Below are 11,052 nucleotides of genomic sequence, written 5' to 3' on the forward strand. Positions count from 1 at the left end.
TGACAAGGGATCTCCCCGGTTCGTCCGTCTCGGTGCGTGCACCATGACGATCTCCCGCGGACGGTCATCGGGTCGATGACGTGAGGGGTAATGCGCGACGTGAGGATTAGGTCGGAACTCGGGCTGCCGAACAGGTGACCACCAGGACTGTCCAGCAGGCAAGCCCGCTCGGTGTGGACGGCGAGGATCGACACCCCTCGGGCCCGCCGGAGATGAGGAACCAGCTGATGACGTACACGACGACACTTGACGGAACCCGCATCGCTTACCAGCTCCGCGGCGACGGAGCGCCCCTCGTCCTGCTGGCGGGCCAGGCCAACAACCACCACTGGTGGGACCCGGTCCGCTCCGACTTCCACCCCGCCCGCAGCACCATCACGCTCGACTATCGTGGCACCGGCGACAGCGACAAGCCCGACACCCCCCACACCACCGAACTGCTCGCCCAGGACGTCATCGCCGTCCTCGACGACCTCGGCATCGACCGGGCCGATATCTATGGCACGTCCATGGGCGGCCGTGTAGCCCAGCAACTCGCCGCCCGTCACCCGCACCGCGTCAGCGCCCTGGTCCTTGGCTGCACCTCACCCGGCGGTCCGCACGGCATCGAACGCGACAACGGCGTCCGTCGGGCCTTGGCCCAGTCTCACCCCGGAGCCGCGCGGCAAGCTTTGCTGGAGCTCATGTACACACCCCGCTGGCTCTCCGACCACCCCGGCCCGTACCACACCCTCGGCGACCCCCGTATGCCCGCCCACTCCCGGCGCCACCACCTCGCAGCCAGCAACCGCCACAACGCCTGGGACCTCCTGCCGAGCATCAGTGCACCCACCTTGGTCCTCCACGGAACCGATGACCAGCTCAACCCCGCCGCCAACGCACCCCTGCTCGCCGACCGGATCCCCGGCGCCCGACTTCACCTGATCCCCGACACCCGCCACGCCTACTTCGAGGAGGCCCGCACTCACGCCAGCCCCATGGTCCTGGACTTCCTCACCACCACCTCGCACCGGCCGTAGGGAACGCGGCAGGCGATCCGCCGCTCAACGGCCGCGCCCTGTGTGCAGGGAAAGCGTCCTGGGGAGAGGCGGGCCGCGTGTCCAACGAACCGGTGCGATACGAGGGTCTGCAGTGGCTCGAATCCAGTCATTTGGAGGGTCGCTCAATCCGCCTCGTCCCCGGAGTCCATCGTCGGCGGTCAGCCGCGCACGTGCAGCCCGAAACCTGTGCGGCCTGCGGGCTCCAGTCCCTCCTTCAGATGCAGCGACGGGATCTCGTAGTCACCGAAGTTCTGCCGGCGGAACGCGATCGTATGCCGCTCGGGAACTCGGCTTCCGTGTTGCGACCTGGGGCTTCGTTGCAGGATGAGTGTCGTGGCTGGGACCGTTTCGAGGTGTTGTTGTCGCTGGTCTCCCGGTTGCTCAGGTGTCTGCTCGGCTTGCTGGTGATGCTGCTTCGGTCGGAGTTGTCCAAGGAGGTCGAACTCCTGGTGCTGCGTCGGGAGAACCAGGTGCTGCGCCGGCAGGTGCGTGGCCGGCCACAGCGCGATCACCTCGACCGGCTCTGGTTGGCGGCGTTGTCCCGGCTGGTTCACCGCCGCCGGTGGGCTGAGGTCTTCCCGGTCGCCCCGGCCACGATGCTGCGCTGGCACCGCCGCCTGGTCGTCCGGAAGTGGAGCTGCACTGACCGGCGCCGACCAGGACGGCCGCTTACCGGCGTTTCGATCAAGACGCTGATTGTTGGGATGGCGCGGGAGAACCCGACCTGGGGGGCACAGACGCATCCGGGCTGAGTTGGCCCGGCTCGAGTACACGATCGCCGCGTCCACCGTCTGGGAGATCCTCCACGCCGCCGGCATCGACCCCGCACCCCGCCGGGCGGGCTCGACGTGGCGGCAGTTCATGACCGCCCAGGCTCGCGCGATCATCGCGTGTGACTTCCTGGTGGTGGAGACGGTGCTGCTCAAGCGGGTGTATGTGCTGGTGTTCTTCGAGTACGGAACCCACGGACTCCACCTGGGCGGTGTGACGGCGCATCCGACCGGGGCGTGGGCGGTGCGGCAGGCCCGCAGCCTTGCCACCGACTTGGGGGAGCGCGTCGACACACTGCGGTTCCTGCTTCACGATCGCGATCCCCTCTTCACGACCGCGTTCGCCGGCGTGTTCAAAGCCGACGGGCTGCGGATCATCACCACCCTGCTGCGGACCCCGCGGATGAACGCCATCTGCGAGCGCGTCATCGGAACCCTCCGCCGCGAACTCCTGGACCGGATCCTGATCCTCGGCGAACGCCACCTGGCCCCTGGTGCTCAGCGAGTATCTGGTTCACTACAACCGCCACCGGCCGCACCAGTGGCGGCAGCAGCGCCCACCGGACATCGAAACGAAACCGACCCGGACACTCCCGGGCCCGTTGACCTGCGCCGCATCGCCGAAAACGCGTCGTCAAAGGCGTGATCAGCGAGTATCACCACGCCGCTTAGCCGCAGGTCAGGTCACGTAGCCGGGTATTCGAGCGGGACAGGATGACCGTGCCGGCCGAACTCTGCGGTCGCGGTGTCCAAGACGCGTGCATCGCCTGCTGCGACGGTTTGAAGGGCCTGCCCGAGGCGATCGAGGAGATCTGGCCGCCGGCCACCGTCCAGCAATGCGTGGTGCACCTGGTGCGCTCGTCGCTGCGGTATGCGTCCAAGGCGCACTGGAGCCGGCTCACCAAAGGATCTGCGGCAGATCTACACCGCCCCGACCGAAGCAGCCGCCGAACTGCGGTTCGCCGACTTCGAAGCCGAATGGGGCGGCCGCTATCCGGTGATCATCCGGCTGTGGCGGGACGTCTGGCGGACCTTCACGCCGTTCCTGGCGTTCCGGCCGAGATCCGCAGATCGTCTACACCGCCAACGCGATCGAGAGCCTGAACGCCCGGTTCCGCCAGGCCACCCGCCGGCGCGGGCACTTCCCCACTGAGCAGGCCGCCCTCAAGGTGCTCTACCTGTTCATTCGCCAACCCCTGAAAGGCAGGCCCAACGTGTCTGGTGAAACGCCCGGGTGGAAGGCAGCGCTGAACGCGCTATCCCTGTACTACGGTGACCGCATCACCCTGACTGAAAGCCGATCATCGCCCCACCCACGGTCTCGGAGGACGGATACCGCCAGCCCTACCCGCTTCGGGTACGGCGGGGAGCAGAAGCCATCGAACATGTGCGTTAAAGCGCAGCTACCAGGCCGGACCACACCTGCGCGGATGCATCATCTGGTTGCGGCAGCCGGGACCGTCTGGAAAAAGTGAGCGACAGAGCCTAAAGGTCTCCCTGGTCAAGGCACGGTGGTGGATTCCTTGCTATCTGCGGCGGCCTTGTTTCGGCGTGTTCGGGGGGTGCGTTGGCGGGCCCGTCCGCGTCGGGCTGGTGGGCGAGGTGCGTCGGAGCGAAGGGTTAGGAGGTCGTTGTCGCGCTGGATCGCATCCAGGGACAGCGTGCGGTAGCCGGCTTCCCCGAAGAGCACGGTGATGCGGTCGGGTTCCACCCGCATCACCGTTCCGGTTCCCCATGCGGCGTGCTGCACTTCGGCGTGTAGGGGGAACGGGGCCTCTTCGGTCTGGTCCGGCGGGGTGGACGTTCTATTGACACGGTTCGTGGCAGTCGCCCCGGCCTGGCAGATATCGCAGTGCCCGCATGAGCCCAGGTAGGGCTCGCCCAGGTATTCCAGAAGGAAACGGCGGCGGCAATCCGTCGTCTCCGCGTAGGCGCGCATCATGTCGATGCGTGATTCGTCGACGCGGCGGCGTTTCTCGTCGAGTTCCGTGGCGCGTGCCACGGCCTCTTCGGGCGGTGGTCCCTCCTGGACGTATCGCAGGTGTCCGCGGCCGGTCGTTTCCACGGCTCCAGCCTGTTCCAGGAGGTTCACCAGGCCGGTCAGCTTGGATGCGCCGACGCCCAGCGTGGTACGCATCTCGGTTGCCGGGACAGTGCCACCGTGGGTCTGGAGGAGCGTCGCGGTCTGAAGTAGTTTCTCTTCGTCGGGCTTACCTGCGGCGAAGAAGCGGCGTAGGCCAAGGTCCTGTGAGCGGTAGTACAGGACGGCGGCCGCGGGTTCTCCGTCACGTCCGGCGCGGCCGATCTCCTGGTAGTACGACTCCGGGGATTCGGGTGGAGCGGTGTGGAGGACATAGCGGACGTCCGGCTTGTCGATTCCCATGCCGAACGCCGAGGTCGCCACCACGACATCGAGCTCGTCATTCTGGAACGCCTCGTGCACCCGCTTGCGGTCCGCCGCCTTCATCCCGGCGTGGTAGGAAGCCGCACGCAGGCCCGCCGCGGTCAGTTCCTCGCCGTATGACTCGGCGTCCCGCCGGGTGGCGACGTAGACGAGGCCCAGTCCCTTCCGCCCGCCGGCGTCCTCGATCAGCGCCTTTCTCTTGTCCGTCTCCTCGTGAAACCGCCGTACCTTCAGGGACAGGTTCGGCCGGTCGAAACCGCGGACGATCTGCTGGGCCTCCGCCAGCCCGAGCGTCGCGAGGATGTCGTCGCGCACCGGTGGCGAGGCGGTCGCGGTCAGGGCGATGACCGGGGGGTGACCGAGGCGCTCGATCACCCGGCCGAGCCGCTGGTAGTCCGGCCGGAAGTCGTGGCCCCACGTGGAGACGCAGTGCGCCTCGTCGACGGCTATCAGAGAGGGGCGCACGGTGGCGAGCCGCTCCACGACCGACGGCTTGGCCAGCTGCTCGGGTGAGAGGAAGATGTACTCGGCTCGGCCCGCCCGGATCTGGTCCATGGCGTCCTCGCTCGCCCCCTCGGACTGGGCGGAGTTGACCATCACGGCTCCGCCGGCGTCGCGGCCGGTGAGCGCGAGCATCTGGTCCCGCTGCAAGGCGATCAGGGGCGAGATCACCACGGTCGGCCCGGGAAGCAGTTGGGCGGGCACCTGGTAGACGGCCGACTTGCCGCCGCCGGTCGGCATGACCAGCAGGACGTCGCGGCCTCGCAGCAGGTGCTCCATCGCCTTGCCCTGGCCCGGGCGCAGGTCCGGCCAGCCGAAGGTCTCCCTGGCCACCCGGCGCAGCCGGCGGCGCCTGCCCATCCGGCCCCAGACGTCCCGCATGCCCATTCAGTCCTCCTCGCGCCGTGTCACTGCCGCCGAGTTCGAGGGCCGTGCGCCGGCGTGGCACCGACCGTCCTCCCTCGACGGGGGCGACGAAACACGCAGAGGTCTTTCTCAGAAGCGCCGGCGGAAACGTCCGGTGGCATTGGGCTGCGCAAACGCCCGCCGACCACCTGCCGGAACCGGCTTTCCGGTGGCGTTGCAGTGGATCGGAAGCCTCGGATGTGCTCGGATACCCTGGCTTACCCGGCCACTGCGAAGGAGGCGTCGATGAGCCGCTGGTCCGATCTGGCCGGTGAGAGTTCCGGGGCGGCCTACGCCGCCCGGTTCGCCGACCTCGCCGCCGCCGGGGCGGACGTGCACGGCGAGGCGCGGCTGTGCGCGTCGCTGGTCCCACCCGGTTCGCGAGTGCTGGACGCCGGCACCGGTACCGGACGGGTCGCGATCCGGCTCGCCGAACTCGGCTACGCCTGCGTCGGAGTGGACCTGGACGCCTCCATGCTGGCCGAGGCCCGCCGGATGGCTCCCGAGATGACCTGGATCAGGGCCGACCTGGCCACCTTCGAGCCGCCGGACGCCGATCCCTTCGATCTCGTCGTGGCCGCCGGCAACGTCATCCCCCTGCTGGCTCAAGGCACCGAGCCCGCGGCGATCCGTGCACTGGCCGAGAGCCTGCGTCCGGGCGGACTTCTCGTCGCGGGGTTCGGCCTGGACGCCGCTCACCTTCCGGTGCCGCCGACCGTGGATCTGGCGAGCTACGACGCCTGGTGTGCAGCCGCCGGGCTGAGCTTCCACCAGCGCTTCGCCACCTGGGACGGCGACGACTACCGGGGCGGAGGCTATGCCGTCAGTGTGCACCGCCGGGGCTCCCGCGCGGACGGGTGATGGGCAGGCGGGGTGGCAGGGACCCGGACGGAGCCCACCTCACCCTCTCCGCCGCCCACGGGCTGCGTCCACCGCTATCGCGAGTCGCGTACGCGCTGGACGAGGTCTTCGGCGGCCTCGCGCCAGTGGGGGCGATGGAAGGCGGCTTGCCGGAGACGTCGCCAGCTGGCAGACCGCTGTCACCCGGCGGCGCATCGCCGTCAGCGAAGACGAGGACGACCACCCGTTCGTCCTCGTCTGCGACGCGTCACGGGCCGTCGCCTCGGCCGCTTCCCTGGTTGGCTGCAAGGGCTCGGAGACGACTGGGCGGCGATCGGCCACGACGCCAAGGCGAACACGCTCACCTACGACTTCGTCCGCGCCTGACTGCCCGCCGGTGGCGTCTCACGGGTCGGCGCGCAGGGCGCCTAGCAGGGTCCGCGCTAGCCGGGCCGCAGTGCGGTCGGTGTTGCTGGTGTAGGGCCGGGCGTAGGCCCATTCCTGTGTCAGGGTGCGGTTGAACCGTTCGACCTTCCGTTGGTCTGGGGTCGGTAGGGGCGGGTCAGGCGGCCGGTGGCGCCCAGCTCGTCCAGTGCTTGCTGCCAGGCGGTGGACTTGCGGTAGGCCCAGGCGTTGTCGGTCAGTACCCGTTCGATGCGGGTGATGCCCAGCTCTGTGAAGAAGGTCGCCGCCCGGCGCAGGAAGTCGGCGCAGGTGGCGGCCTTCTCGTCGGGGTGCATCTCGCTGTAGGCGATGCGGGTGTGGTCGTCGACGGCTGAGTGGATAGGTAAAAGCCGAGGCGTCGGACGTCGCCGTTCTGTGCGGGACTCGTGGGCCGTGCGCGGCCGGAGGCCCTAAACTGACGGTATGCCAGAAACCGTGCTGACCGCAGACGGCAGGGTCGCGGGCCGGCGGGCCAAGGCGACCCGGCAGCGGCTGCTGAGCCGCCTCACGGAGATGCTCGCCACCTCGCCGTACCGCGACATCACGGTGATCGACGTGGCCCGGCGAGCCGGGACGTCCCCCGCCACCTTCTACCAGTACTTCGCCGACATCGAGGCCGCCGTCCTCACCATCGCGGCCGAGATGGCCGAGGCGGGAAGGCGGCTGCGCCCGCTCGTCGAGGACCAGCCGTGGACCGGCAAGTCCGGCTACGAGACGGCGCAAATGCTCGTCGACGGCTTCCTGGACTTCTGGCGCGACAACGAGGCGGTCCTGCGGGTGGTGGACCTCGCCACGATCGAAGGCGACGAACGCTTCCACACGCTGCGCGTCCGCATGCTCAACAACGTGGTGACCGCGCTCGCCGCGGTGATCGCCGAGCAGCAGGAGCGCGGCCGGGTGGCCGAGAACGTCGATCCCGAGGCGATGGCCGGGGCGCTCGTCGGGATGCTGGCGCACAACGCCGCCCACCAGCGCGGCTACGAGGCGTGGGAGATCAGGGTCGAGGACCTGCGGGAGAGCATGGCCCAGCTGGTCTTCTGGGCCGTCTCGGGCAAGCGCCCGCCCAAGTAGCCCGCGGCCGGGCGGCCGCGGACGCCCACGTGATCCGGCGAGGCCGGGACCGGGCCTTCTCCCGCCCTTGTTTCTGATGACCCATCAGATTTCGCCGCGTCCGCGGTTAAGCTGACGGTATGTCAGATAACAGTCCCTCGCGGGCCGAGGACATCGAACGGGACGTGAGCGGCCGGGTCCTGGCGCTCCGCGGCGAGGATCTCGGCGTGTTCTTCAGGCCGCGCACGCTCGCGGTCGTCGGCGCCTCGGACACACCGGGCCGGCCGAACACCGCCGTCTACCGGAGGCTGCGCGCCTGGGCCGGGCGCGTCGGCGCGCGCGTCCACCCGGTCAACCCCGGGCGCGACGTGGTGGACGGCGAGCCGTGCCACCGGTCGGTGGCCGACGTGCCCGAACCCATCGACGTCGCCGCCGTCCTGGTCGGCGATCCGGCCGGGGTGCTCGACGAGCTCGCCGCGGCCGGGGCCCGCTTCGCCGTGGTCTTCGCGTCCGGCTTCGCCGAACTCGGCGACGAGGGCAGGGACGCGCAGGAGCGGATGGGCCGGCTCGCGCTCGACGGGCTCCGGGTGCTGGGCCCGAACACCAACCTCAACGCGTTCGAGGAGTTCCGCGACGACCTGGACGGTCCCGCGATCGCGCTCATCTCGCAGAGCGGCCACCAGGGGCGCCCCGTCTTCCAGGCGCAGGAGCTGGGCGTCCGGGTGTCGCACTGGGCGCCGACCGGCAACGAGGCGGACCTGGAGTTCGCCGACTTCCTGCGGCACTTCGCCGACCTGCCGGAGGTCGGCGCGGTGGCCGGGTACGTCGAGGGGTTCAAGGACGGCCGCACGCTGATGCTCGCCGCCGACCACGCGGCCCGGCGCGGGGTGCCGGTCGTCGTGGTGAAGGTCGGGCGGACCCGGGACGGCGCGTCGATGGCCGCCTCGCACACCGGCAAGCTCACCGGGTCCGACGCGGTCGCCTCCTCGGTGCTCGGGCAGTTCGGCGTCACCCGGGTCGACGGGCTGGACGAGCTGCTGGACACCTCCATGCTGCTGGCCCGCGCGAAACCGCCGGTGAGCGGCGGGGTCTGCGTGTACGCCATCTCGGGCGGCACCGGCGCGCACATGGCCGACCTGTGCTCGGCGGCGGGCCTGGAACTGCCCGAGCTGTCGGCCGGGACGCGGAAGGCGCTGCACGAGTGGATTCCCGGCTACCTGCGGGTCTCCAACCCGGTCGACAACGGCGGCCATCCGGTCGGCGACTGGCGCGGGCGCCGCATCCTGGAGACGATCGTGGCCGATCCGGCGGTCGGGGTGCTGATCTGCCCGATCACCGGCGCGTTCCCGCCGATGAGCGACGTCCTGGCACGGGATCTCGCCGAGATCGCCGAGCGCACCGACAAGCCCGTCTGCGTGGTGTGGGGCTCGCCGGTCGGGACCGAGCCGGCCTACCGGGACGTCCTGCTCGGCTCGCGGCGGCTGGCGGTGTTCCGCACCTTCGCCAACTGCGTCAAGGCGGTGCGCGCCTACCTCGACTTCCACGAGTTCCAGGGCCGGTACCGGTCCGCGTTCCCGGACGCGCCGCGGACTCCCTCGCCGGCCGCCGCCGGGGCGCGGCGGCTGCTCGCGGCCGGCCCCGCCTCGGAGCACACCGCCAAGGAGCTGCTGCGCGCGTACGGGATCCGGACGCCCCGCGAGGAGCTCGCCGGCAGCGCCGCGGCGGCGGCGCGGGCCGCGGCGGCGATCGGGTTCCCGGTCGTGCTGAAGGGGTGCGGCCCGGACGTGGCGCACAAGTCCGACCTCGGGCTGGTGCATCTGGACCTGCGTTCGGCGGCGCAGGTGCGCGAGGCGTACCGGCGGGTCACCGCGCATCCCGGGGTCGACGCGGCGCTGGTCTGCGAGCAGGTGCGGGGCGGCGTCGAGACGGTCGTCGGGCTGGCGCACGACGAGCTGTTCGGCCCGACGGTGATGGCCGGGCTGGGCGGGGTCTTCGTCGAGGTGTTCCAGGACGTGGCGTTCCGGGTGCCGCCGTTCGACGAGGCCGAGGCGCACCGGATGCTGGCCGGGCTGCGCGGGTTCCCGCTGCTGGGCGGGGCCCGCGGCCGGCCGCGGGCCGACGTCGGCGCGCTGGTCGACGTGATCATGAAGGTGCAGCGGATGGGGCTGGAGCTCGACGGCGTGCTCGCCGAGCTGGACATCAACCCGCTCGCGGTCCTGCCGGACGGTGCGGTCGCGCTGGACGCACTGGCCGTCGTCCACTCTGCCTGACGCCCCATCAGATCTGCCGCCGGGCGACCTTCCGGAATCGGCGGCACGCCACTACCTTGTTTCTGACGACCCATCAGATAAGTGGGGTGCACAACATGAGCCCGTCCTTCGGCGAGCTACCGAAGATCATCAGCGTCGACGACCACGTCGTCGAGCCGCCGCACGTCTGGCGGACCTGGCTGCCCGCCCGGCTCCGCGACCGCGGACCGCGGATCGAGCGCCGCGGCATCGGCTCGGTCGAGCACATCGGCGGCGGCACCTACCGCCAGACCTTCGACGACGACGGCCCGCAGGCCGACTGCTGGGTCTACGAGGACCTCGTCTACATCCACAAGCGCCATGTCGCCGCCGTCGGGTTCGACCGCGACGACATGACGATGTCCCCCATCACCTACGACGAGATGCGGCCGGGCTGCTGGGAACCGAAGGCCCGGGTCGCCGACATGGAGCTCAACCATGTCGAGGCGTCCCTGTGCTTCCCGACCTTCCCCCGGTTCTGCGGGCAGACCTTCACCGAGGCCAAGGACCGCGAACTCGGCCTGGCCTGCGTGCGGGCCTACAACGACTGGATGGTCGAGGAGTGGTGCGGTGACTCGGGCGGGCGGCTGATCCCGCTCTGCCTGATCCCGCTCTGGGACGCCGAACTGGCGGCCCGGGAGGTGCGCCGCAACGCCGCGCGGGGCGTCCGGGCGGTCTGCTTCAGCGAGATCCCGCCGCACCTGGGGCTGCCGAGCGTCCACTCCGGCGCGTGGGACCCGTTCTTCGCCGCCTGCCAGGAGACCGGCACGGTCGTGAGCATGCACATCGGGTCGTCGTCCAAGATGCCGGCGACCTCGGCGGACGCGCCGCCCGCGGTCTCCGCCGCGCTGTCGTTCAACAACGCGATGGCCTCGCTGTGCGACTTCCTGTTCTCGGGCGTCCTGGTCCGCTTCCCGCAGTTGGAGGTCGCCTACTCCGAGGGGCAGATCGGCTGGCTGCCCTACGTCCTGGAGCGGGTCGACGACGTGTGGGAGGAGCACCGGGCCTGGGGCGGCGTTCGGGACACCATCCCCGAGCCGCCGTCGACCTACTTCCACCGCCAGGTGTACGGCTGTTTCTTCCGCGACGTGCACGGGCTGGAGTCGCTGCACAGGATCGGCGTCGACCGCGTCACCTTCGAGACCGACTATCCGCACACCGATTCGACCTGGCCGCACACCAGGAAGGTGGCCGAGGAGATGTTCCAGGGCCTCGACGCCGAGACCGTCTACAAGATCACCCGCGGCAACGCGATCCGGATGCTGAAGCTCGACCTCGTCTGAGCGTCCCCCGCCGCCGCGCCCGGCGCG

Annotated in this window: 8 protein-coding genes and 2 pseudogenes; 8 read left to right on the plus strand and 2 right to left on the minus strand. The window is 70.3% G+C overall.

Translation table 11 applies throughout. From position 1 onward, the window contains the following. Positions 1-227 precede the first annotated feature (227 nt). From ABT299_RS51015 to ABT299_RS51030, 4 genes and pseudogenes are all read left to right on the plus strand, one after another. Positions 228-1,019, plus strand: a complete 792-nt coding sequence (locus ABT299_RS51015; protein ID WP_387031590.1) for an alpha/beta fold hydrolase — start codon at positions 228-230, stop codon at positions 1,017-1,019. A gap of 374 nt (positions 1,020-1,393) precedes the next feature. Beyond that, positions 1,394-1,792: a hypothetical protein gene (locus ABT299_RS51020; RefSeq protein ID WP_500255279.1), complete on the plus strand. Its 399-nt coding sequence runs from the start codon at positions 1,394-1,396 to the stop codon at positions 1,790-1,792. A 1-nt stretch (position 1,793) separates the two neighbouring features. Next, positions 1,794-2,456 (plus strand): hypothetical protein, encoded by a 663-nt coding sequence (locus ABT299_RS51025; protein WP_500255280.1) that lies wholly within the window; start codon positions 1,794-1,796, stop codon positions 2,454-2,456. A 68-nt stretch (positions 2,457-2,524) separates the two neighbouring features. Then, positions 2,525-3,099: pseudogene (locus tag ABT299_RS51030) on the plus strand (IS256 family transposase); the annotation flags it as partial. A gap of 212 nt (positions 3,100-3,311) precedes the next feature. Here the strand turns inward: ABT299_RS51030 and ABT299_RS51035 are convergent. Next, positions 3,312-5,102, minus strand: coding sequence for a RecQ family ATP-dependent DNA helicase (locus ABT299_RS51035; RefSeq protein ID WP_500255281.1), 1,791 nt, complete (start codon positions 5,100-5,102; stop codon positions 3,312-3,314). Between the two features lie 264 nt (positions 5,103-5,366). Here ABT299_RS51035 and ABT299_RS51040 point away from each other — a divergent pair, with 264 nt between their 5' ends. Then, entirely contained in the window at positions 5,367-5,981 is a 615-nt protein-coding gene (locus tag ABT299_RS51040; RefSeq protein WP_500255282.1) for a class I SAM-dependent methyltransferase, read from the plus strand. 432 nt (positions 5,982-6,413) lie between these two features. Here the strand turns inward: ABT299_RS51040 and ABT299_RS51045 are convergent. Beyond that, positions 6,414-6,745, minus strand: a pseudogene (locus ABT299_RS51045) (DDE-type integrase/transposase/recombinase); the annotation flags it as partial. An 82-nt stretch (positions 6,746-6,827) separates the two neighbouring features. On the opposite strand from ABT299_RS51045, the gene ABT299_RS51050 reads away from it, so the two are divergent. The 3 genes from ABT299_RS51050 to ABT299_RS51060 all read left to right on the plus strand — a co-directional run bounded on the left by ABT299_RS51050 (position 6,828) and on the right by ABT299_RS51060 (position 11,025). Further along, a complete protein-coding gene (locus ABT299_RS51050; protein ID WP_194737425.1) occupies positions 6,828-7,475 on the plus strand; it encodes a TetR family transcriptional regulator in 648 nt (215 codons plus the stop codon). A gap of 119 nt (positions 7,476-7,594) precedes the next feature. Continuing rightward, positions 7,595-9,724 (plus strand): acetate--CoA ligase family protein, encoded by a 2,130-nt coding sequence (locus ABT299_RS51055; RefSeq protein ID WP_500255283.1) that lies wholly within the window; start codon positions 7,595-7,597, stop codon positions 9,722-9,724. A gap of 95 nt (positions 9,725-9,819) precedes the next feature. Continuing rightward, complete coding sequence (locus ABT299_RS51060) at positions 9,820-11,025, plus strand: amidohydrolase family protein (protein ID WP_500255284.1); 1,206 nt, start codon at positions 9,820-9,822, stop codon at positions 11,023-11,025. Positions 11,026-11,052 lie beyond the last annotated feature (27 nt).

Origin of the sequence: Spirillospora sp. NPDC000708, assembly GCF_040299565.1 — a bacterium.
GTDB lineage: Bacteria > Actinomycetota > Actinomycetes > Streptosporangiales > Streptosporangiaceae > Spirillospora.

Bases quoted from the DNA above. Each gene is read 5' to 3' on its own strand.
- ABT299_RS51015 (WP_387031590.1), top strand. From the start codon at position 228: ATGACGTACACGACGACACTTGACGGAACCCGCATCGCTTACCAGCTC.
- ABT299_RS51055 (WP_500255283.1), top strand. From the start codon at position 7,595: ATGTCAGATAACAGTCCCTCGCGGGCCGAGGACATCGAACGGGACGTG.
- ABT299_RS51040 (WP_500255282.1), top strand. From the start codon at position 5,367: ATGAGCCGCTGGTCCGATCTGGCCGGTGAGAGTTCCGGGGCGGCCTAC.
- ABT299_RS51050 (WP_194737425.1), top strand. From the start codon at position 6,828: ATGCCAGAAACCGTGCTGACCGCAGACGGCAGGGTCGCGGGCCGGCGG.
- ABT299_RS51060 (WP_500255284.1), top strand. From the start codon at position 9,820: ATGAGCCCGTCCTTCGGCGAGCTACCGAAGATCATCAGCGTCGACGAC.
- ABT299_RS51035 (WP_500255281.1), bottom strand. From the start codon at position 5,102: ATGGGCATGCGGGACGTCTGGGGCCGGATGGGCAGGCGCCGCCGGCTG.